This is a genomic window from Aliterella sp. E5.1 (genome assembly GCF_057473825.1).
In genome coordinates this window covers 54,751-77,069 of the sequence record NZ_JBYCCV010000007.1, presented here as the reverse complement: position 1 = coordinate 77,069, position 22,319 = coordinate 54,751, and the positions used below count along the sequence as shown (strand labels likewise).

Annotated in this window: 20 protein-coding genes and 1 pseudogene; 8 read left to right on the top strand and 13 right to left on the bottom strand. The window is 41.6% G+C overall.

Features of this window, described 5'->3' with window-relative positions; translation table 11 throughout:
- Positions 1–151 precede the first annotated feature (151 nt).
- Entirely contained in the window at positions 152–622 is a 471-nt protein-coding gene (locus AC2VE5_RS04685) for a molybdenum cofactor biosynthesis protein MoaE (RefSeq protein ID WP_486886616.1), read from the bottom strand.
- Between the two features lie 76 nt (positions 623–698).
- Positions 699–1,811 (bottom strand): calcium/proton exchanger, encoded by a 1,113-nt coding sequence (gene cax, locus AC2VE5_RS04680; protein ID WP_486886615.1) that lies wholly within the window; start codon positions 1,809–1,811, stop codon positions 699–701.
- A 391-nt stretch (positions 1,812–2,202) separates the two neighbouring features.
- On the opposite strand from cax, the gene AC2VE5_RS04675 reads away from it, so the two are divergent.
- Positions 2,203–4,815: a DUF3536 domain-containing protein gene (locus AC2VE5_RS04675; RefSeq protein WP_486886614.1), complete on the top strand. Its 2,613-nt coding sequence runs from the start codon at positions 2,203–2,205 to the stop codon at positions 4,813–4,815.
- A gap of 48 nt (positions 4,816–4,863) precedes the next feature.
- Here the strand turns inward: AC2VE5_RS04675 and AC2VE5_RS04670 are convergent, their stop codons facing one another.
- The 5 genes and pseudogenes from AC2VE5_RS04670 to AC2VE5_RS04650 all read right to left on the bottom strand — a co-directional run bounded on the left by AC2VE5_RS04670 (position 4,864) and on the right by AC2VE5_RS04650 (position 8,861).
- Positions 4,864–5,190, bottom strand: coding sequence for a hypothetical protein (locus AC2VE5_RS04670; protein WP_486886613.1), 327 nt, complete (start codon positions 5,188–5,190; stop codon positions 4,864–4,866).
- Positions 5,180–5,425, bottom strand: coding sequence for an HNH endonuclease (locus AC2VE5_RS04665; RefSeq protein WP_486886612.1), 246 nt, complete (start codon positions 5,423–5,425; stop codon positions 5,180–5,182). The genes AC2VE5_RS04670 and AC2VE5_RS04665 overlap by 11 nt, the downstream gene beginning before the upstream one ends.
- Positions 5,422–5,796 (bottom strand): KGK domain-containing protein, encoded by a 375-nt coding sequence (locus AC2VE5_RS04660; protein ID WP_486886611.1) that lies wholly within the window; start codon positions 5,794–5,796, stop codon positions 5,422–5,424. Before AC2VE5_RS04660 ends, AC2VE5_RS04665 begins: the two co-directional genes overlap by 4 nt.
- Before the next feature lie 80 nt (positions 5,797–5,876).
- A complete protein-coding gene (locus AC2VE5_RS04655; RefSeq protein WP_486886610.1) occupies positions 5,877–6,305 on the bottom strand; it encodes a KGK domain-containing protein in 429 nt (142 codons plus the stop codon).
- Between the two features lie 123 nt (positions 6,306–6,428).
- Positions 6,429–8,861: pseudogene (locus AC2VE5_RS04650) on the bottom strand (dynamin family protein).
- 136 nt (positions 8,862–8,997) lie between these two features.
- Here AC2VE5_RS04650 and AC2VE5_RS04645 point away from each other — a divergent pair.
- From AC2VE5_RS04645 to AC2VE5_RS04630, 4 genes are all read left to right on the top strand, one after another.
- Positions 8,998–9,396, top strand: a complete 399-nt coding sequence (locus tag AC2VE5_RS04645; protein WP_486886609.1) for a PPC domain-containing DNA-binding protein — start codon at positions 8,998–9,000, stop codon at positions 9,394–9,396.
- 172 nt (positions 9,397–9,568) lie between these two features.
- Positions 9,569–10,999, top strand: coding sequence for a DUF2157 domain-containing protein (locus AC2VE5_RS04640; RefSeq protein WP_486886608.1), 1,431 nt, complete (start codon positions 9,569–9,571; stop codon positions 10,997–10,999).
- 16 nt (positions 11,000–11,015) lie between these two features.
- Positions 11,016–11,639 (top strand): GDYXXLXY domain-containing protein, encoded by a 624-nt coding sequence (locus AC2VE5_RS04635; protein WP_486886607.1) that lies wholly within the window; start codon positions 11,016–11,018, stop codon positions 11,637–11,639.
- A 112-nt stretch (positions 11,640–11,751) separates the two neighbouring features.
- On the top strand, positions 11,752–12,849 hold the full coding sequence (locus AC2VE5_RS04630) for a hypothetical protein (protein WP_486886606.1): 1,098 nt from the start codon (positions 11,752–11,754) through the stop codon (positions 12,847–12,849).
- Between the two features lie 81 nt (positions 12,850–12,930).
- Here AC2VE5_RS04630 and AC2VE5_RS04625 read toward each other — a convergent pair whose 3' ends face one another.
- The 3 genes from AC2VE5_RS04625 to fni all read right to left on the bottom strand — a co-directional run bounded on the left by AC2VE5_RS04625 (position 12,931) and on the right by fni (position 16,297).
- Complete coding sequence (locus AC2VE5_RS04625; RefSeq protein WP_486886605.1) at positions 12,931–13,170, bottom strand: hypothetical protein; 240 nt, start codon at positions 13,168–13,170, stop codon at positions 12,931–12,933.
- 111 nt (positions 13,171–13,281) lie between these two features.
- Positions 13,282–15,117 carry a signal peptide peptidase SppA gene (gene sppA / locus AC2VE5_RS04620; RefSeq protein ID WP_486886604.1) on the bottom strand — a complete coding sequence of 612 codons (1,836 nt, stop codon included), beginning with the start codon at positions 15,115–15,117 and terminating at the stop codon, positions 13,282–13,284.
- 103 nt (positions 15,118–15,220) lie between these two features.
- Positions 15,221–16,297, bottom strand: a complete 1,077-nt coding sequence (gene fni, locus AC2VE5_RS04615; protein WP_486886603.1) for a type 2 isopentenyl-diphosphate Delta-isomerase — start codon at positions 16,295–16,297, stop codon at positions 15,221–15,223.
- 223 nt (positions 16,298–16,520) lie between these two features.
- Between fni and AC2VE5_RS04610 the strand changes: the two genes are divergently transcribed.
- A complete protein-coding gene (locus tag AC2VE5_RS04610; protein ID WP_486886602.1) occupies positions 16,521–17,654 on the top strand; it encodes a geranylgeranyl reductase family protein in 1,134 nt (377 codons plus the stop codon).
- Positions 17,655–17,889: 235 nt separating this feature from the next.
- Here AC2VE5_RS04610 and AC2VE5_RS04605 read toward each other — a convergent pair whose 3' ends face one another.
- Together AC2VE5_RS04605 and AC2VE5_RS04600 are read right to left on the bottom strand one after the other, a co-directional pair.
- A complete protein-coding gene (locus tag AC2VE5_RS04605; RefSeq protein ID WP_486886601.1) occupies positions 17,890–18,666 on the bottom strand; it encodes an RDD family protein in 777 nt (258 codons plus the stop codon).
- A gap of 3 nt (positions 18,667–18,669) precedes the next feature.
- Positions 18,670–19,500, bottom strand: a complete 831-nt coding sequence (locus AC2VE5_RS04600; protein ID WP_486886600.1) for a DUF975 domain-containing protein — start codon at positions 19,498–19,500, stop codon at positions 18,670–18,672.
- An 83-nt stretch (positions 19,501–19,583) separates the two neighbouring features.
- Here AC2VE5_RS04600 and AC2VE5_RS04595 point away from each other — a divergent pair, with 83 nt between their 5' ends.
- Positions 19,584–20,579, top strand: coding sequence for a stage II sporulation protein M (locus AC2VE5_RS04595; protein ID WP_486886599.1), 996 nt, complete (start codon positions 19,584–19,586; stop codon positions 20,577–20,579).
- 3 nt (positions 20,580–20,582) lie between these two features.
- Here AC2VE5_RS04595 and mnmE read toward each other — a convergent pair whose 3' ends face one another.
- Complete coding sequence (mnmE, locus tag AC2VE5_RS04590) at positions 20,583–21,953, bottom strand: tRNA uridine-5-carboxymethylaminomethyl(34) synthesis GTPase MnmE (protein WP_486886598.1); 1,371 nt, start codon at positions 21,951–21,953, stop codon at positions 20,583–20,585.
- 125 nt (positions 21,954–22,078) lie between these two features.
- On the opposite strand from mnmE, the gene AC2VE5_RS04585 reads away from it, so the two are divergent.
- Complete coding sequence (locus AC2VE5_RS04585; RefSeq protein WP_486886597.1) at positions 22,079–22,279, top strand: hypothetical protein; 201 nt, start codon at positions 22,079–22,081, stop codon at positions 22,277–22,279.
- Positions 22,280–22,319 lie beyond the last annotated feature (40 nt).

Here is a 22,319-nt window from a genome sequence, read left to right as displayed (position 1 = left end):
CATCTTAGATACTACGAGAAAAATTACCGATTTCAACTGTGCTATTGAAAGCAATTAGTAATGGAATTTAGGTATTTAATCCTGATTACTTATACTTATTTGACAGTTTTGACTCTAAAGGGTAATAAGCACCAAGCTTTGAGGCAATAACTCAACAGCACTTCGTCCAACTCCACTCGCCATCTTCGTACCATTCTTTTTTCCAAATCGGGGCATTATCTTTGAGAGTGTCGATAGCATAGCGACAAGCTTCAAACGCCTCTAGGCGGTGAGGACTACCCACGGCAACCAAAACGCTGATTTCGCCAACTTGCAAGCGTCCAGTGCGGTGGTGGATAACTACTCGGTTGACATCGTTCCATTTGTGGCGAATTTCGGCGGCAATTTGTCGAAATACTTGAATCGCCATTGGTTCGTAAGCCTGGTACTCTAAGGCAACTACCGCTCTACCCCCAGTTTGATTGCGAACCATCCCACTCATGACTATTACCGCACCATTGCCGGGATCGTCGGCTAAGTCGTAAACTTCGTTCAAGGATAAAGGCGCAAAAAATATCGCAAAATTATCTTCAGCTTTTGTAGCGATGGGATAAGTTAAAGACGCTGGAACTCCAGAATTCATAAGAAATTGAATATAAAGGTTACTTCTATTGTGAGGGAGAGCCAATTTTCAAAGCCCCTCCCAAGTTTAGAAAAAATTAACCGATACCCACAATCACTGGATGGTAATAGAAAGCCAAGCCAAAAACTAAGTAAGCCGCCAATAACATTGTGCCTTCTAGCCAGTTAGAGCGCCCATCGGAGCTAATAGAATTGGCAATCAATACTGATACCGCCACAGCGACTAATTCAAAAGCATTAAAATTCAAATCCATTGGTTTGCCCATAAACCAACCAGCTATAACTAATACCGGAGCAACGAATAAGGCAATCTGCAAGCTCGATCCCACTGCTACAGAGACGGATAAATCCTTTTTTTTTTTCTTTGCTACTGAAACCGCCGTAGTGTGTTCGGCAGCATTACCAATAATCGGTACGAGAATAACTCCGGTAAAAAGAGACGTTAAACCAAGTTGCGCTGTGGCGACTTCTAGCGATTCAACTAATAACTCCGATTCTACTGCCACAAGCATTGTCGCTCCTAGTAATACCCCAACCCACAACCATAAATTGACACCAGTTTCGCCACCGATCAAATTGGCTTCTGCTAACTCTACTTGTTCGGTTTCAGCCAAACCCACATCGTAGAGATAAGAGTGAGTTTTCATTGAAAATAACAGCGTCAAGCCATAAACCAAAATTAAAACGATCGCGACTGCAATAGATAAGTTCTGTAAGATAGCTTCAGGAATGCCCGATGACGTAAAATTTACGGCGGTAGGCATCAAAATAGCAATTACAGCTAAGTTCATCAACGACGCATTTACCCGCGCCACGAAAGAGGGAAACTCTTGCTCTTTGTAGCGCAAACCGCCTAGCAGCATCGAAAACCCCATAACCAAAAGCAAGTTGCTAATAATCGAGCCAGTAATACTAGCTTTGACTACATCGACAAGTCCAGCATTGAGGGCGATTAAAGCAATAATTAGCTCCGTAGCATTACCAAAAGTAGCATTTAAAAATCCCCCTAAAGTTGGTCCCACTACTACAGCTATTTCCTCCGTAGCGCTCCCCATCCAAGCAGCCAAAGGCAAAATAGCTAACGCCGCCGTAATAAATACCGCCAACTCTCCCCAGTGTAAAAAGTGAGCCGCCGCAGAAATTGGCACAAATACTAATAAAACTAAAAACAAACCATTTTTGAACGACATTGCGAATTTTGTCCCTAATTCCTTGGATTGACTAACTTTCGTTTTCCATAGATTAACCTTTGACTTGGGAGAAATATCTACAGGCTGACAGCTTGTAAATACAAAGTATAGATTTGTAAAGTATTTGCCCAAAGTGTTGTCAAAATATTAAGTTGACTTAACTGAAAGCTGTACTTACGATTTAATAATAAAAGTTGCGTTTGCAACTAAAGGCTGAGGCAATCTCAATCAATGAGTTACTAGAATAAGCCTCGCAAGATCAACAACGCAAGCTTTAGAAATTCCGATCTTTCCATAACTACTCGCAGTCCCAGACCTATTGTTAGTTTGTGTTGTTAATACTTGGGTTCTGCACAGCTTTATTGACAACTTTAATTTGGATTAATACTACATGACTTCTGCTGCCGATCTCCCCCTCCCCGTTAGTGCTGCTACGCAACATCAAGGTAATGAAGCTACAGCTACCGATCCCCTGCAAACAGCTACAGGTGTTTACGTTACAGTCCACGGTCATTTTTACCAGCCACCCCGCGAAAACCCTTACTTAGACGCTGTTGAGCGGCAAGCGGGGGCGGCTCCGTTTCACGACTGGAACGAACGCATACATCACGAATGCTACCGCCCAAATGCCTTTGCAAGAGTGCTAGATGAGAGGGGCGATGTGGTGGGGATCGTTAATAACTACGAATATTTGAGCTTTAATATCGGTGCAACGCTGATGTCGTGGTTAGAACGTTACGATGTCGAAGTATACCAGCGAATTTTGGAAGCCGATCGCAAAAGCTGCGAAGTCTTAAACGGACATGGAAATGCGATCGCCCAAGTATACAATCACATCATCATGCCCTTGGCTAACGAGCGCGACAAGCATACGCAGATTCGTTGGGGTAAAGAAGATTTCCGCTCCCGCTTTAAGCGCGCTCCTGAAGGAATGTGGCTGGCAGAAGCGGCGGTAGACTATGCAACTATCGCAGCATTGATTGACGAGAAGATTCGGTTTATTGTCCTCGCACCTTCCCAAGCCCAACGCTGTCGAATGCTACCTAATCCAGAGCAAGGTATGGGTGAATGGTATGAAGTGGGTGGCAGTCAAATTGATGCTACTCGCCCTTACCGATGTTTCTTACCCGGCGGCGATCCCAATCGCGATTATATAGATATTTTCTTTTATGATGGTCCAATTTCTCGCGATATGGGTTTCAACGATGACTTGTATAGTGCCGATCGCTTGAGTGGCAGAATTGGGCAAGCAGTACGCGGGGATCATCGCCCTGCGCAGTTAATTTCTGTGGCTACCGATGGCGAAACTTTCGGGCATCACAAAAGAGGTACAGAAAAGACTTTAGCTTATGCCTTTTTAAATGAGTTTCCCCACCGCAATTGGACTGTAACCAACTATGCCCACTATTTGAGTATCAATCCGCCTACTTGGGAAGTGGAGTTAAAGCCCGTCACCGCTTGGAGTTGCGCTCATGGCGTAGATCGCTGGCAAGATGATTGCGGTTGCGGCGGTGAAGGCGGCGTGTGGCATCAAAAATGGCGGAAGCCGTTGCGCGAGTCCCTAGATTGGCTGCGGGATCAGTTAGTTAAGGTGTACGAGGAGACAGGAAAGCTATTTTTCCGCGATCCCTGGCTGGCAAGAGATGAATATATACAGGTAATGCGCGATCGCTCGATTGCCAATGTCAGCCGTTTTCTTAGCCGCCACCAATCCCACAAACTCACGGCTTTAGAGCAAGTAGACGCTTTACGTTTACTAGAGATGCAGCGTCACGCTTTGTTGATGTATACAAGTTGCGGCTGGTTTTTTGAAGAAATTTCTCGCCCTGAAGGTACACAGATTTTGCGTTATGCTGCCCGTGCTTTAGAATTGGCTGGGGATGTGTCTGGAGTACAGTTAGAAAAAGCTTTTATTAAGCGCTTAACCCAAGCACCGAGCAATGTTGAAGTATTCAAGCACGGCGCGGAAATTTATCGGCAATTGGTAGTAACGGCTCAAATTGGGTTTAGACAAGTAGCCGCCCAATATGCCATTAGTTCGTTGTTTGGCGACAGATCCTCTAATCGTTCGGTACAGCGCATTTATTGCTACAACGCCCACCAAGTAGATTACCAAGTGCAACGTATGGGATCGCTAACTTTAGCCATAGGACAGTTGCGGCTAGTTTCCGATATTACTTGGGAGAGCCAACATTTAGTATTTGCGGTACTGCATTTAGGCGGTTGGGATTTCCATTGTTGCATCCAACCTTTTACGGGACGAAGAACTTATAGTCAGTTAAAAGAGAAAGTATTTGGCTCTTTAGAACAAGCTAGTGCGGCTCAGACTATTTTGGCAATCAATCAAGTATTTGGGGTTCAAACTTTTAGCTTGCAAAATCTGTTTGCTGAAGAAAGACATCGGATTATGGAGTTACTGAGTCATGAAACTTTGACCAGGCTCGATCAGCTTTACACTCAAGTTTACCGCGATAATTACGGCGTATTGATGGCATTCCATCGCGACGAGCTAAATGTACCCCAAGAATTGCAGGTAGCGGCGGAGATTGCTTTAAAGCACCGTTGCGTCAATGTTTTAAAGCTGCTATGGGAAGAAATCGCTGAACCCCAAGCAATGCACCATTTGGCAGAATTGGAAGCAACGGCGACAGAAGCCAAACATTTGCACTGTCAATTGTATATACCTGGAGGTAAGCAGACAATGGAGCAATTGATTTTGCGATCGCTTTGGCAGTTATTGCACGATACTAATTTGGCTACTGTAGAGGCAATTCAACAAGTAGAGCGATTGATTAATGTAGGAAATCAATTGAATCTTGGTTTGTGTTTGGGTAAGTCTCAGGAGCTATATTTTAGCCAGTTGCCAAACATAGTCTTGCTGTGTCGTCAAGCTGTTGCCAGCCAAGGTGAGGAAATTGGCGATGTTAGTCAGTTGCGACAACTGCTAAATTTGGGACAAAAGTTAGGTATAGGAGTGGGTAATTTGTTGGAACAATTACCTTAAAAGTGTTATAAGACAGGTTACAATACCTGTCCTGTTGTTAGAATAACTTTAAGTCATGCGATCGCTAGGACAATGATAAGGATATAACCACTGACACTTGATAAGTCCGCCGGAGTATTTTTCAAAAAAGGTTCCAGCGTGTACTCCGCTTACTATATCGATTCCAATTCTCGATTTGATTTCATACAGTAGCGGAAAAGCAGTTATTAAAAGAGCTATCGCTAATACCAAGCGGAATAATACTTTAGAGTAGGGCTTTCGCGCAGAAAGTGCTGCATCTTTTATAGAGTAATTAGCGTTAGTGTTCGATCGGTTACTATAATTTTTAGACATAGACTCAGTAAAAGCGAGACTCAATACTAACTCATCTGTCAAAATAACGTCCAAACCGAGGATCTAGGCGATCGCGTTTGCGCTGGTTGCAAGCAAAACACAAGGTTTGTAGATTGCTAAGATCGTTTTTGCCGCCACGCGCTAAAGGAATAATATGATCGACATTTAGGTTGGCTTCTGTGCTAGTTTTACCGCAACTTTGGCAATGGTATAAGTCACGCTCAAAAACATATTTCCTCACTTCTGGCGGAATGGGAATACGTGGCGTTTTGCTCATGAATTATTTTGATGAGTATCTTTGCTCATCATTTGACGAATATCGTCAAGGGGTGAGTTTGCTTTACCGTTTTCTGATTCGTGATTTTCAACAGTTTCACCTTCGAGGACTTCAGGCGCAAATTCTAAGGTAAGTCTGACTTTTCCTCTTTCCCAGCTTTTAGCGCCAGGTTTGAGCATTTTACAATCTAGTCCATCACGAAACCACTGTTCTTTTTCTTCTGTCCATGTATTGCCTGATTTTTCTTTAATTATTGGCATCAAAGCAGCAATAAGTTCATTAACTGTGAAAGTACGGTTAGTAACTAAAATTTGTCCAGCATAAACTGATACGACATCTTCACTTTTCAAGTTCTCAAAATTGTTATTCATTACTATCTCCAAATAGGTAAAATTTATTAATTCGCGTGGATTGGTTTTGAATATGTAGATGCAAATTCTATTCGCCGTTTCTAATTCTCTTTATTCATCAGTTGACGAATATCATCAAGTGGTGATTTGAGTTGATTATTTTCTAACTCGTTGCTTTGTGTTGATTGTTCAACTTCAGGTTCGTCAGGACAAAATTCTAAAGTAAACTTAATCCTCAATTTGCCTTTTTGCCAGCCTCCTGCACCAATACTTAAAATTTCACAATTTTTTCCATCACTAAACCACTTCCAATTATGCTTATGTAATTTAGCTGAACCAAGATGAGATCCATAGATAGCTGTTCCTTTTATTCCCTGTGCCTCTAAAAACTCGACTAATGTATCGGCTAATTTGCTTTGCAAGGCTGATTGTAATACTTGTTTAAACCTACCAAACTTACACATTTCAGATGAATTGAATGCTATAACATCATCGTCACTATAATTTGGTTGATAAAATTTGTCTTCCATCTCGATATATTTCCTTAAAAGTGTTTGCGTTTTTTCAATTAGTACCTAGACATAAAAACCACCTATATAAATTAAGTAACTTATAGAATCGGTATAGGTGGGTTTTATCTTTTTATCTGTAATTTAAACTGCTAAGGCTTCCTTCAAAACTTCTGCATCAACAATAACCGATCTAAAATCGGAATCGTTAATTACAGGTAACAAATGAGTGTGCAATTGCATCGCTTGCAAGCAATCATTAATACCGTATACAGCCTGATTATAAGCAGCGATATTACTTTCTACTTCCTTTTGCGATCGCATATTGCCCGCAATTTTTTCTTCTGCTTCTTTTTCCAATGTTTGCTCTAGAAAAGTACGAGCATTATTGTACTGCTGCAAAATTTCATTACCTTGCTTCTCTGCAAGTGGTAATAATTGACTTTTCAGGATTTGGTTGATAGTTTGACGGAAGTTTTTGCGGATAGTTTCGGATACTTTTGGTTCAAAATCTAACTTCAATAATTGCCTAATTGCTGGTTCTGCTTGTACCATGCTTTCGCAATCGTAACCTTGAGACGTTTGTAATAGAGTTTGACGAAATTGATAGATAGAAAATGTACCTTCATCGTAAAATCTTGGGCTTTCTCTAACAAAGCGATCGCATTCTACCTGTGCTGCACTCATTAAAGCCTGTTGTACCAAACCTTCCAGGGCTTTTATTTGTTGCTCAATTCCGGCATCATTGCCTAATAATCTGTACAAATGACTGTAATATTCTGCTTTCTGAACTCGCTTAATTAAGCGTTGAAAAAAGCTGCTAATAACTTCTTGGCAAGATTTTACTAAAATATCTTCTAATTGATTAGATAGATAATAAAGAGCCTCTACCAAAATAGCAATCAATGGCGCTGTAGCATTGCGTCGATGGTTGAGAGTAGCGCGGCTATAAGCATCAGCAACAGAAAAAGTATTCAATAGTTCATCCAATTTACCAATCATTCGAGTTTGCAACAAAAGAAAATCTCGCTCAAAGCTATCACATTTATTTGTTACTAATTGATTGATTTCTAATTGAATATGCTGAGAAAATTGCTCTCCCAACTCTTGTAATTCCTGGCTTAGTAATTCCAACTCACGCGCTTTCATCGCTTCAATTTCGCGGGGTTGACTGTCTAACTCCCGATGCTTGGTAAGATAGTTATTTCGCAAACTAATACATACTGGTTGTAAATCGTCAGCTAAATTTGCAAACAATTAAGGACGCTTTTCTTCGGTTAAATAACGAGTAATAGCCGAGCGAAATTCCTCAATCCCACTATCTTGAATCAATTGGGTAATTAAATTCGTTCCTTGTTCAGCTAATATGCGTACATAGTTTTGATTTGGAGTTTCAAAGCTATTAACCGAAATCCGAAATGTACCAGGAGACAACTTACCAGAATTTGCACAATAGCGATTCAATTCATTAACAAACTGTGGTGTTTCTTCAACTCCGTTTAAACTTTTTACACTCTCCTCAAATACCGAATCTAAACCAAAGCGATCGCGTCCGCTTGTATGTTTGATTTGACTACCGTAAAATCCTAATAAACCGCTAGTTTTGTACACTCTGGTAGTATCTCGAAACTGAGCAACAATCAAATCGTCTAGGCGCTGTCTTAGCTGGGTATTGTACCAAGTTTCATCAATCCGGTTGAAGACATAAAAAACGCGATCACGTATTCCTGGATTAGAACGCATTTTTTCGATTAATTCTGTCTCCTCCTTCGTCATATCTCCCGCAGATGCAGGCTTGAGTACGCAGACAACGGCGGATGTATCGGGATTTTCTATTTTACGATAGGTAAGCTCGGCATCTTTTTGTACAGGGGCATCAATTCCTGGGGTATCAATAATTACGTTGCCATCTGCTAACAATGGATGGTTGCAATAGTAGTCAATCCGCTTCAAAACAGCGCTATTACTACCACGACGCGCGTAACCTGCTGCTTCTTTAAGATTGGAAAAGTTAAACTGTTCCATCGAATAAGTAGCATTATTTAGCGAATGAATGCGATCGCGATTTGCCTCAAATCCTTCCAATAAAAGTATCAAAGCTTTAGCTTGCTTGGCGCGTTCTGATTTACTTTCACCACCTTCTTTTTGAATAATTGCTGCACCAGCTTGGCGCAACAAACCCACCATCTCGTTATCGTTAATATTGCTTGGTGCAGTCAACCCCAGTTTCTGACACAACGCTACTGCTTGCTCTCTAATTTCTACTTCGCTTAAGAAAGTCAGAATAACTTTTTCTTGTTCAGCTTCTGCGTAGAAAATATAGCATTCTGTACCTGTAGCGTGTCCTTCTGCGCTGTACAATAGTTCTCTTTCTAGTAAGGCGTTGATTAGCATCGATTTACCAGCACTAAAAGCACCAGCAAAGACAATTTCAAAGGTAGGAGAAACGGCTTTTCTTAAACTAGATTGTACTGATGTTGTATTTTGCGATCGCAAAGAAGCTTCTTGGTGCGATAACTGAAGTATGCTTTCTACCTGCGCTTGCAGATTTAGGCACTGTGCTAGTGGTGCAGTCATTCCCTTTATCCTAAAAATAAAAAATAGCTAATTTTACCTATTCTATGAAGCGCCTTTAGGTACGAGTTATAGTGAAAATACGGATATATTTATAATTGGTTTAAATTTTACTCGTATATATACTCTTGTTGCCGCTATGGAAACTTTTGCTCTAAGACTCAAACCTGAACAAGATTTACGCCAAGCTTTAGAAACGTTTACTCAACAAAAAGCTATAAAAGCAGGATTTATATTAACAGCAATAGGTAGCTTAAAACAGGCAAACATTCGCTTTGCTAATCAAAATAAAGCAACAGTTTTACAAGCTAAATTTGAAATACTTTCTCTAAATGGCACGTTAGCTACAAATGGTATTCATTTACATATATCAATAGCCGATTGCCAAGGTAAAACTATTGGCGGACATCTAGAAACTGGTTGCACTATCTACACAACAGCAGAAATTGTTATTGGAGTAAGTGAAGATTTAACTTTTATTAGAACTATAGATGCCCAAACAGGATATAAAGAATTGGAGGTTTTACCAATTCAATAATATTTCGCTTAAATAATTTAACTAAATATACCAACATTCAAACTGTCACACCTAGATAAGTGGTTTGCTAGTTATAGTTTGACAATAAAACTAATATAGCTCTCAGATTAATACAACTTTTAATTTGTTAACAAGTATTGAGACTTGGTTGATAAAAAAGGAGACACTTATTTTGACTACAAACAAGTTTCGCAGCCAATTACGCCAAGAAGCAGAATCATGGCGTAGAGAAGGACTAATTAACGATTCTCAACACGAACAACTATCCCAACGCTATCAATTTAATACCCTCGATACATCTTCTCGAAACCAATTTGTCATGGTTTTGATTGGACTAGGAAGTATTTTAATCGGTTTAGGAGTAATTACTTTTGTAGCAGCTAATTGGCAAGATTTATCAAAAAATGCCAAGGTATTCTTGCTACTGAGTTTATTTGTAAGTGTCAATACTGCGGGTTTTTATATTTGGAGAAAACCAAGAGATTCTAGCCAACGCCTCGGAAGTGGGTTATTGATATTAGGCGCGTTAATAGTAGGCGCAAACATGGCACTGATGGGGCAAATTTATCAAGTTAATAATCCATTCTACGAATTAATGCTTGCTTGGGGAATTGGTGTATTAGCAATGGCTTACAGCTTGCGTTTAACATCATTAAGTTTACTAACTATTCTGCTAATTTGGATTGGTCAATGGGGATTTGCTATCAAGAGTACGTTTGACAGTTCTTGGCTGTATCAAACAACTACTTGGTCATCTTTGCTAGGGGAACATATGCCAATACTTGCCTGCATAATGTTTATACCTCTAGCCTATTTATGTAAATCGCGCTGGGTATTTGCTTTTGGTGCGATCGCAATTGTCTCTGCTTTGATAGGCAATCTATACTTCTACAGCTACGGAATAGGTAGGTTATTTAATTTATCGACCCTCCAAATAGGCGGTTTGGCGATCGCGCTTTTTTTCGCATTACCACCAATTCTATTATGGGGTTACGACGACCTTAGAGAAAATCGCGCAATATCAAAGTCTTTTAAATCGATTTCTCAAAATCTTGCGCTTATTTACCTAGCAGGTGCATTTTACTCGTCTTCCTTCTATAGTTTGTGGGCTAATTGGTCGCGCGAACCATTAGAAAGAGATTTATCAGACGTAAACTTGTTTCCTTTAATAAGCCTTTTGCTTTTAATAGTAATTGGTATTTGGCAAGGGGTACGTTTAGGGAAAAGAATGACCAGACACCGCCCAATGCAATCTCAAGACTTGACAACAATTGTTATCGGTTTATTGATAGGTGTTTCTGTTTCAATTTCTATCTGGCATACTTACGTTGCCCAAATTCCTGAATTTGCTACCTTTGCCTTTAACGCGCTGTTGTTTATTTTGTCTATTGGCTTGATGCGAGAAGGCTTAACTCATGGACAAAGACGCGCTTTTTGGTTTGGATTATTACTATTAGTTTTGAGAATTTTAAATTGGTTTTTCTTAGCTAACACGGGATTGTTTTTCAAGTCATTAGTCTTTGTTTTGTGTGGTGTTGGCGTAATTGCGATCGGGCTGTGGTTTGAGAAGTATGTCAGAACTTTCGATCATCCAGCAAATTAAAATTTAACAGGTTTTTATGACACAACAATATAACGAAGAAATGCGATCGCTTCCTCTATGGCGGTTTGCCGTGCCTTTACTATTGCAAGTCGGTCTAGTTTTGGCTTTACCTGCCCAATCAATTTATACGCACGTTACAGGCAAAACTGTAATATTGCAGACGCTTCCTGTAGATCCTTACGATCCGTTGCGGGGTTATTCGCAAACCCTAAGTTATGACATTTCACGCCCAGAAAACTTACAAAAGCTTCCAGGTTGGCAAGAGATAAGGAAGCAGCAAAAAAGTGCAAATACAAACTATTTAGATGCCGGAACGCAGTTGTATGTAGTCTTAGAATCACCACCAGAAGGGGCAAAACAGCCGCCTGTAGCTTGGAAACCTGTAAGGATAAGTGGAAGTCGCCCGACCTCTTTACCAGCTAACCAGATAGCTTTAAAGGGCAGAGGAGAAGGTAGTTCGATTCGCTACGGATTGGAGACCTATTACTTCCCCGAATCTCAGCAACAAGAAATCAATCAAGCTATTAATCAAGCGCAAAGAGGACAACAGAATTCGCTAGTAGTGGAAATTAAGGTAGATAAGCAAGGTAATGGCGTACCTGTGAGCTTTTGGGTTGATAAGCGCAACTACCGTTTTTGATAGGCTAAAAGTCTAGTCTTTGGAGTCAAAAACTATTTTTCGCTCATTAGAGAGAGACACTAAGGGAGGCAAAAGTATTATCAGTTTATAGAAGCAAAATTAACAAACATATATGTTGCAGTGGGTGGGAATAGTCTGGGACAGCAGTATGCTAGGTGCGATCGCCTACTTACCTGTCGCCAGCGTTACTAATGACGTTTTTTCAGGTTCTCAGGGTTTTTTAGTCTTAGTTGCGGGGTTAGTTTTAGCCTTTGCTTTTCAGCTATTATTAGCTAACTTTTTTATTGCTTTGGGTATTTCCTACCCAGAATCAGACGAGCAATCGGACAAGGCAGAAACTTTGGACGATACAATTGACAAAATCGGCACGATAGTAGGTTTACGGACGCTAGGAACCTTCAGTATTACCTTATTTGCGGCTTGTTTTTTGGCGGTAAAACTTAGCTTAGTCAACGATGCAGTTTTGGGGGCAATTTTTGGGCTGACGATTTGGGCAACATACTTTACCTTACTTGTATGGGTGAGCTTAACTACTGTAGGTTCGGTAATTGGTACGGTAGTAAATTCAGCAACATCTGGATTGCAAGGAATTATTGGTACGGCGGCTGTCGCCCTGGGCGCAAAACAAGTAAGCGATCGCGTTGTCTCTACAGCAGAAGCTGCCGCTACTACGGTGCGCCGCGAACTTAGTACGGCGATAGATTACGATCGCAGCCGAGAGGCGATCGCAAGTTACCTAAAACAGCTAAGAATCCCCGAAGAAGATCGCCAGCAACTCCAGGCGGAATTTGAAAAATTGATTGTAGAACCAGAAATGCAGTCAGTCGCCCGCGAGCATCAGATTCAAAATATCGGGCGGCAAACTTTTGTAGACTTAGTTAGCAGCCAGACAGACTTTTCAAAAAATGATGTCGATCGAGCTATAGAAAAGCTTGAAAGCTTTTGGCAGCAGCTTTGGGGTCAACAGGCGCAAAAAACCGCTCCTGAAACTGTCCTTGCCGTACTTCAACCTACCCATTCTGAGGATAAATCAATTCAACTTAGTCAAGAATTAGAGCAACTAATCGAGCAAACCCAAGGGCGACATACCAGTGAGCAAGCAAAAGCTACCCAAAAGGTAGCAGAAACCGCCGCATGGTGGTTATTTGGTTCGGCTTTTACCTCGGCGGCAGCAGCAGCGATCGCCGGAATCCTTAGCGTCAGAGGTTAGATTGAGCGCCAAATCTCTAGATTTATTTCTCTATGGCAAAAGATTTGGCAATTTTTAACCCTTGAAAAGCTAGTAAAATAACTATTTGTCCTGTTTGATTTGCCAAGCCGCCACCACGGCAGCAGTAAATCCAGCAATTAGCCCCGTACTCATACCTTGCATAGTCTTAACTAACGGCTCTTGAGTTAGACAATCTTCTGTCACTTCTTTAGCTTGCCAACATTGATTGCTATCTGCCCAACTAGCACTACCGCCCAAAATTACCCCAGTCGCACTACAGGAAATTACTAAAAGTGCAAGACGCTTAGTTTTTATATCCATAGGTAGATGTGTAGAATCTCATTTGTACTTCAACTCCCCCTAATTCTATAGGTATACGTTCAAAATACAACCGTGATTTTACTTATTACCCTGTTTTGGGCAGATAGCTATTTATTCAATTTTTAAGCTGAAAGGCAAACGAGCATAAACTCCTAATGGATCGTTCATTGACTGCAATACCTCTAGTTCTTGTTGTAGTTTCACAAACTCCTTGGTGAGCAAATCTGTTGACTTGCTTGTAGCTTCACCGCCCATTCTTACCCGCGCTTCGTTTCCTAATTGTCCGAGTAGACGTTGTTCAAAGCTGCGGACTTCGGGATACTCGGTTACTTGCCAATCGTTGCCCAACTTTGCCTGTTTGGCTGCATAACTAATAGCTGCATCAACACCACCAATTTCATCAACTAAGCCAATTTCTTTGGCTGCTACCCCTGACCATACTCGACCTTGGGCAATTTCTGCTACTTTTTGCTCTGGAAGGTTGCGCCCCTGGGCAACTTTACTCAGAAATAAACCATAAAGTCGGTTAACAGAATTTTGATAAATTGCCAACTCTTGAGGAGACTTAGGACGAGCAACGGTTTGACTGTCAGCAAGTTTAGCTGTTTTGACTACATCCCAAGTAATGCCATTATTATTTGCAATTTTTTGGAAGTTTGGTAATACTCCAAACACGCCAATAGAGCCAGTAATTGTATTTGGCTCAGCAAAAATGCGGTTAGCGTCGGTAGCAATCCAGTAACCACCTGAAGCCGCCACATCGCCCATAGAAACAATTACAGGTTTAGTTTTACCTGTAAGTCGAATTTCGCGCTGAATTATCTCCGAAGCAGTTGCGCTACCCCCCGGACTATTGACACGCAAAACGATCGCTTTTACAGCTTTATCTTGCTGCAATCGGCGGAATATCCGGGCAAAGCGATCGCCTCCTACTTGTCCTACACCTCCTTGTCCATCGACAATATTACCTTCGGCATAAACAACGGCAACATGATTTTTGGATTTGCGCTCTACACCCAACGACTTCCCAGAAACTTCGGAGTAGTCTGTTAAACTAATTTGCTCAAAGGTTCTATCTTCTGCCTTACTACCAGTTAATTGCTTAAGTTCAGCCAAAACTTCGTCAAAATACCCTACTTTATCAACGAAACCACTTTTACGGGCAGAATCTGCTTCTAATAAGCCTTGATTATCTGCAATTGCTTGGATCTTGGTCGGGCTGACATTGCGGCTTTTGCTAACAGCGCTTTGCCACTCGCCCCAGACATCGCCCAACAATCTCTCTGTTTGCTGGCGGTTTTCTGGACTTAGCTTAGTTAAAATAAATGGTTCAACGGCTGCCTTAAATTTACCAACTCGGATAATTTGAATGCCGATGCCATATTTTTCTAAAGCTCCTGCTAAAAATATCGGCTGAGAACTCAAGCCATTGAGTTCCATTGCTCCCAACGGATTGATCACAATCTTGTTTGCTACTGAGCTAAGGTAATAATCTCGTTCGTTCCATTCCACGTTATAAGTAACGATAGTCTTTCCGGCGGCGCGGAATTTTTCTAAAGCTGTTCTTACTTCCTTAAGGGTTGCAAAACCCGTTGTACTTTCTTCAGAACTTCTACTACCATCCAAATAGATACCAACAATGCGCGGATCGCGCCTAGCTTTTTCCAAAGTATCTAGAACCGTACGCAGCGTAACTCTATTTCTATCTTCTCCCGATAGTGCTTCTTGCAAGGCGGCGCTGGTGCTAGAGTTGGGCTTAGAGTCTGTAATATTTAGCGCCAAATCTAAGACCAATACCGATTTATTTTTTACTTGCGGGCTATTGTCTTGAGAGCCTATCGCAATTAACAGTAATATCAGCCCCGCCGTCCCTATTCCAAAGAAAATAAATAGCCCTAGCACGCTACCAATGGCGCTTGCAAAGGTTTGCTTAATAAAATTACTCATTTTTTGTATATTCCTTGAGGTTAGCTGTTCGCTAACTTTATTTTTACGCTTGGATTAGCAGCCTTGCTCCAAGCAAGATAGATCGCTAATCTAACTTAAAATCTTAAAAATTCGTTGTTGGCGCGATCGCACTTGTTAGTGTTTGTAAAGCTGACGATGACTTTAGCTGCTCTATGGTGGCATTTCCCGTACAAAATAGCACTGTAGTCATTTCGGCAATTAATACCTCAACTAAGCTGTAAACAGCCGCTTGCGATTCTGCCGCCGCCTGTAAAAATGGCATTGCCATCCCCGCAATATCTGCGCCCAGCGCCAGCGCTTTGGCGGCATCTAACCCATGACGCAAACCTCCAGAAGCAATTAGCGGTACTTCTGGCGCGACAGCGCGAATGCTAGTGATGCACTCGGCTGTAGGTAAACCCCAATCGGCGAAGGTCATTCCCAAGCGCCTTTGCAAAGATGTTTCGGCTCTTTCGCTTTCTACTTTTGCCCAAGATGTACCACCTGTTCCCGCTACATCGATTGCTTTTACTCCCGCTTCTAGCAGCTTAGTTGCCATTGCTGCGGAGATGCCATTACCGACTTCTTTGGCAATAACTGGCACAGGCAAGCTTTCACACAACACGCTTATTTTGTCAAGCAAACCGCGAAAATTAGTATCTCCGGTAGTTTGAACGCACTCTTGCAGAGGATTGAGGTGCAAAATCAGGGCATCAGCTTCAAGCAAATCTACGATACGCAGACATTGCTCTAAACCGTAGTTGTAGTTGAGTTGAACCGCGCCCAAGTTAGCAAATAAAAGAATATCTGGGGCGTGCGATCGCACAGCAAAAGTTGAAGCAACTTGGGGTTTCTCTACAGCTATTCGCTGGGAACCCACACCCATAGCTATTTTATAATGCTGGGCAACTTCAGCTAGACGCTGATTAATCGTGCCTGCTTGCTCTGTACCGCCCGTCATCGAAGAAATTAATAATGGTGCTGATAGCTGTTTCCCCAAAAATGTGGTGGTTAAATCGATTTCACTGCGGTTTATTTCTGGCAAGCAGCAATGAGTAAAGCGATAGCGTTCTAATCCGTTAGTATTGGCGTGAAACTGCACATCCTCATCTAGACAGATTCGCAGGTGATCGGCTTTGCGAGTTTGGGTTTGGGCAGGGGAACTTATAGGAAATTTCACAATTGATATAACTCGAAGCAGGATAATTAATATTTTCTCAGCCCTTGGCAGATCTAAGACCTAGGAGTAATTTAGACGCATTTGTTGCTGTATTGCCAATTATATTGTTTCCGTAAAATGCTTATTTGCTACCCCTGGATCTGTGAAGAACGGCGCAAAATTAGTTAAAGTCTTGTCAGGCTATATAACAGTATCAGTATAAATCGGAGCTAAATTTAGTAATATGTACGATTGTATTATTGTCGGAGCAGGTCCCGCAGGTGGCACGGCTGCTTATCATTTAGCCAAAAAAGGGCGTTCCGTTTTAGTGTTAGAAAAAGAATCACTTCCCAGATACAAGCCTTGTGGTGGTGGAGTATCTCCGGCGATCGCCAAGTGGTTTGATTTTGACTTTTCGCCAGCAATTTCAGTTAAAGTCAATACTATTCGCTATACCTGGAAAATGGGCGATCCGGTGCAAGCAGAGTTAAATACACCCGAACCAATGTGGATGGTAAGACGCGATATTTTCGACCACTTTTTGATCCAGCAAGCCCAAAAACAAGGGGCAGAACTGAAAGATAGTACGGAAGTTAAGGGCATTGAGTTTCAAAACGACTCTTGGCAAGTCAATACTAGCAATGGCGTATTTAACGGACGGTTTTTGATTGCTGCCGATGGGGCTAAAGGACCAATGGCAAAGCTACTAGGCTTTAAAGAGCGTCAGCGCCGTTTGGGAGGAGCTTTGGAAGCAGAAGCGATCGCCAAGGTAGAAGATAGTAATACTGCCCATTTTGAATTTGGCATGGTCAAAAATGGCTATATTTGGAACTTCCCCAAAGCTGATGGTTACTCTATCGGAATTGGTACTTTCCGAGGCGGGGAAGGGCAAGATTTTAAGAAAATTTTAGGCGAATACAGTAGCTTGTTTGGGATTGATATGAAAACTACCAAACAATACGGGCATCCCTTGTGTTTGTGGGATGGAAATCAGCGATTGCATACTCAAAATGCAGTTTTAGCTGGGGAAGCTGCTTGCATCGTCGATCCCATGACCGCCGAGGGGATTCGCCCCTCAATTTTTAGCGGCTTGAAGGCAGCAGAATCCATTGATCGCGCTATTGGGGGCGATTTGGATGCCTTGGAAAAATACACCCAAGTTATTACTGAAGAATGGGGTTCGGAGATGATTTGGGCGCAACGTTTGGCTGCGGTATTTTATCGAGTACCTGGGATTGGTTATAGAGTTGGGGTCAAACGTCCCACTGCTACCCAACGGATGGGTAAAATTCTCTGTGGCGAGATGGGTTACAGCGATGTAGCTGGGCGCGCTCTCAAGCGTCTTAGTGGCAGTTTAATTCCTGGTATGGGTGGGTAGTAGTAGTAAATAAATTCGCCTTACTACTACAAAAAGAGATCGTAGATTTGCAAATTAGACCTTGTGTAATAAACCTCTCTTTAGTAACGCACAAGGTTTACTAGCTCGACGACCGAAAGATTTATTACTCAGCTTAAGCTGACTTTCACTATTAGCCTGGGGTTTTAACCCTAGGCGGGCTGGGATAATTTTTTAATCAATTCATTAAGCATCTTTAGCTTTTGCAGGAAGTTTATTATTGTTGATACGCCAAATAAACAGCCTCTAAAAATACATCAGGTTCTAAGGGCATGGGTAGTTTATCCAAGCCAATAATTGCTTTAGTCTGCTTGGCAAGTTGTAAACTTACTTTCTCTCTCGCTTTTGGAATCATTTTCTCCCGGCGTTGGAGATAGTCGCGGATAGTTGCAAATTCATCAGGTAATAGTTGACTAAAATCAGCCGAACTTTGTTGTAATTGAGTTGCTATTTCCTGCGCCTTGTTAGATACAGAAAAACTTGCAGAAGTCGTTGCAGCTTCTGTTTGAATCACAATAGTTCCCGCTAACAAATCTCCCAAACGCTTTTCTTTATTTGTGAGCATAATTAGTAATGCCCCAATAAAAAAGGTGTCATCAACACTTCTGATTAAAGCTCTTAAAATTGCTTGTTGCAGCCCGATTAGTCTGCCATCATCTCGGATGACACGAATTTTAGCTAATTGTTTCCCTGGCGTTTGCCCTTGCCACAAAGTCTCAAAAAAGACAAAATAGCTAGTGTAAATTGCAAATATACTTATAGTTGCGATCGCACTTAACCATAATTCTATATTTCGAGTCCCAAAAACTCTACCCCAAGCTTCAATCAATACACTAAAAATTGCCCAGATAATAGCTAAAAAGCCTACTAAAATTGCTCCCAAAACATGATAATCAATTACCAACGCCCAAGCCCGACTACCAATTCCTGCTAGAGTAAATTCTAGTTCAACACTTTCGGGAGTTTGGTAAGTGACACGATTAAAAATGTGCATATATTAAATATTGCGATCGCGTAAATTTAAACCCAAACCTTCTTTACGAGTAAGCAAGTCGTAGTAAACTACTGCCTTAATTGCCTGCAAAAATGGTAATTGTAAAGCACCTGATGCAAAGCTTAAGCACAAAGTTAAGATAAAAAGTAGCAGGTTAAAAACTGTGTTTTGATCGACTAAGGCTGCTAATGAAAGTTGGAGTATTGTGCTAACAAATTGTAGTAAAACTACCAAAGGAAAAGTAATTAAAAAAGCTACAAAAGAGATTAGTAAAATCCACCCTGCAAAGCCTTTAGTTAACCTCCAACTACGACTAATAGTTGTACTAGCATCAATATTATCTTCAAGTGCTAAGGGCAATTCAAATACAAAAAAGCGGATGAAGACAATAAAGAACCCAACAATAAAAGCAATAACTGCGATCACCGAAAGGGTAACTGCGATCGCAGTTAGGGCAAAATTACCTCCTTGCGAACCTATAACTAATCCGCCAAATACTGCTGCAATACCAACGGCGATCGCAAAAGCAATGTAGACACCTAAAGCAATCAATCCTAAGAGTATGCCTGCAAGGAAAAACTGCCATAGCTTAGAATTGACATACCTAGTCCCATCTTTAATCGTCTCTGGTTGATTTACTAATTCTTTATAAACTAAACGAGAAATTAGCGCCGAAATAGCACTAAACTTCGCCCAACCATAAATTGGAATTAGCAACCAGAAGTAAGCCTTAAGCGCCAACAGAAAGTAAGGCTGAAAACGATTTTTATAGAGTTGAAAGGCAGTAGTAACAACATTACCAATACTTAGAGGCTGCGATGAGCTTTGAGCCACAATAATTCTCCAGTCACTTTATATATCTATCTATGGGAATAGCGCTATCTTAAGTTAGCGTTTGCTAATTGACCACAAATTTAATGAACATTCAACGTTGGATTGCCAGACGAGAACCAGACTGGAAGCGCCTAGATGCCTTGTTAGGGCAGGTAGAGAAACAAGGGATTAAATCATTAAACGCTGAAGAAATCGCCACCTTAGCAAGCTTGTATCGCTCGGTAGCCGCAGATTTTGCCCGCGCTCGTACCCAACAAGTAGGAAATTTAATTACTCAAAATTTACAATCATTAACAACTCGCGGTTACAACCAAATTTATCAAGGTTCGCGGCGACAAGAATGGCAAGCGGTAAAAGAGTTTTATCGCACGGGAATACCATTATTAGTGCAGCAGACATCGGGATATATTGCCCTGGCAACGGGGATATTTTTATTCGGAGCAGCGATCGCCTGGTGGTATGCTTGGCGAGATCCAGCATTTTTGCCTTCGATAGTGCCACAAGAACTAATTACCAAAGTTCGAGACAAACACGAGCTATGGATGGGTTCGATTGTTGGAGTTGAGCCTTTAGCTTCTAGCAGTATTACTATTAATAACCTCTCTGTATCCTTTGCGGCGATAGCTGGAGGAATAACTGCCGGATTATATACAGCTTATATATTGGCGTATAACGGCTTGAGTATTGGGGCGATCGCGGCTTTAGTTGGACAAAATAACTTAGCTTATCCATTCTGGGCGTTTGTTTTTCCTCATGGTGCGTTGGAATTGCCAGCGATATTTTTTGCTGGCGGCGCGGGATTATTAATCGCTAGAGCAATTTTGTTTCCTGGTAAGTACCGCCGAATAGATGCGTTGCGCTTTTATGGTTCTAAGGCAGCACAGTTAGTATTTGCGATCGTGCCAATGCTTGTTATTGCTGGTACTATTGAGGGCTTTTTCTCACCGAATCCCAATATCAATGCTGCAATTAAATATTTGGTCGGAATTATCCTGTTTACGTTGTTAGTTCTGTATTGCAGCCAAAGAAGTAAATTTATTCCCCTTTCTCCTGCAACCAAAAATAAGCTTACATCCTAGGAATTATTTTCCAATACAAAAGCGGCTAAAAATTCGCTCTAGGACTGATTCTGTCACTTCTTCCCCCGTAATTTCCCCTAAAGCCTGAATTGCTCCTCTTAAGTCTATTGTCCAAAAATCTAGCGGTAAAGCATTACTTACAGCATCAGTTACTTGTTGAAGTGAGATTTTTGCTCGTGTCAACGCCGCCGCTTGTCTTTGGTTAATTGCCAAATCCATATCGGCAGATTTTACAACTCCTGCTTGTACAGTAGTCAAAATTGCTTGCTCTAATGCCTCAATACCTTTATTTTGAGCCGCCGCCGTTGGTACAATTTGGGTAATGTTCTCTGGTATTGGTGGTTGAGTTGCTACTAAGTCAATTTTATTGATTACTAAAATCACCGGGCGATGTTGTACAGAAGTGTAGATGTCTGCGTCCGCTTCTGTCCATCCGGCGGCAGCATCTATGGTTAGTAATACTAAATCTGCACCTTGAGCGCTAACAAGACTTCTTTCTACGCCAATTTTTTCAACTTTATCGCTTGTCTCGCGGATTCCTGCCGTATCTAATACTTGCACGGGAATACCGCCGACAACTAGCTGCGACTCTACGACATCGCGGGTAGTTCCGGGCAAATCAGTAACGATCGCGCGATCGCATTTGCTCCACGCATTGAGTAAGCTAGATTTACCTACATTTGGTCTACCAACTATAGCAACTTTCAATCCACTGCGTAAGAGTTCGCCTCGGTCAGCAGTCGTGAGAATTTCACTTACTTGCGCTAATAATTGCCCAATTTTGTTAGTAATTTCTTCTATATCGAGGGGTGGTAAATCTTCTTCAAAATCAATTCGCGCCTCAATTTCTGCCAAAATATCCAAGCAAATGGCTCGTAATTGACCAATAGGCGATCGCAATTTGCCTTCCAATCCCATTAAAGCCGCCTGCGCTGCTTGAGGCGATTTTGCCCCTACTAAGTCATTAATACTTTCAGCTTGAGTTAAATCTAGTCGCCCGTTTAAAAATGCTCTGAGGGTAAATTCTCCAGGTTGCGCCAACCTTGCACCAGCTTCTAAACATAGCTGCAAAACTTGCTGTACAGCCATAATTCCCCCATGACAATGAAACTCAACTACATCCTCGCGGGTATAGGAGCGAGGAGAACGCATAATTAGTAGTAGAGATTCGTCAATTAGTTTTTGCGTCTGGGGATGGCGAATGTAGCCGTAAAGAATGCGGTGAGATTCCCATACTTGCGTACCGGGAGGATGAAAAATGTGTCGAGCAATTTCTAACGCCGTAGCGCCCGATAAGCGCACAATTCCCACACTACCTTGTTGAGGCACAACCGCCGTAGCGATCGCAGCTATAGTTTCATTTGTTGCCAGCATTTAGAATCTCTATTCGTATCGCTATCCTAGCTACAAGTAACGGGAATGCGATCCCCTAAAACGAAGTTTTATAATTATAAAAAGTTCCCAATACAACAATTTTTCTTTATTTTCCGTACTTTTATATGCCAGAAAATACGATTGACTGTGCCACCGCCTGCGTTAATGGCTGTGTTTTAGGCGACAAATGCCCCAACTTAGAGTACAAGCAAGAGTCAGCAAAATTTATTCAAGAAACTTCTTTAGATCGGATGCTAGAAATTGCGGAAGAAAGGCTAAGGAAAAAAATGACGGAGCCGCCAAAGTGGGTTTATCCTGAAGAATAATTGAAATAGTGCGATCGCATTCTATCTAAAGCGATCGCTT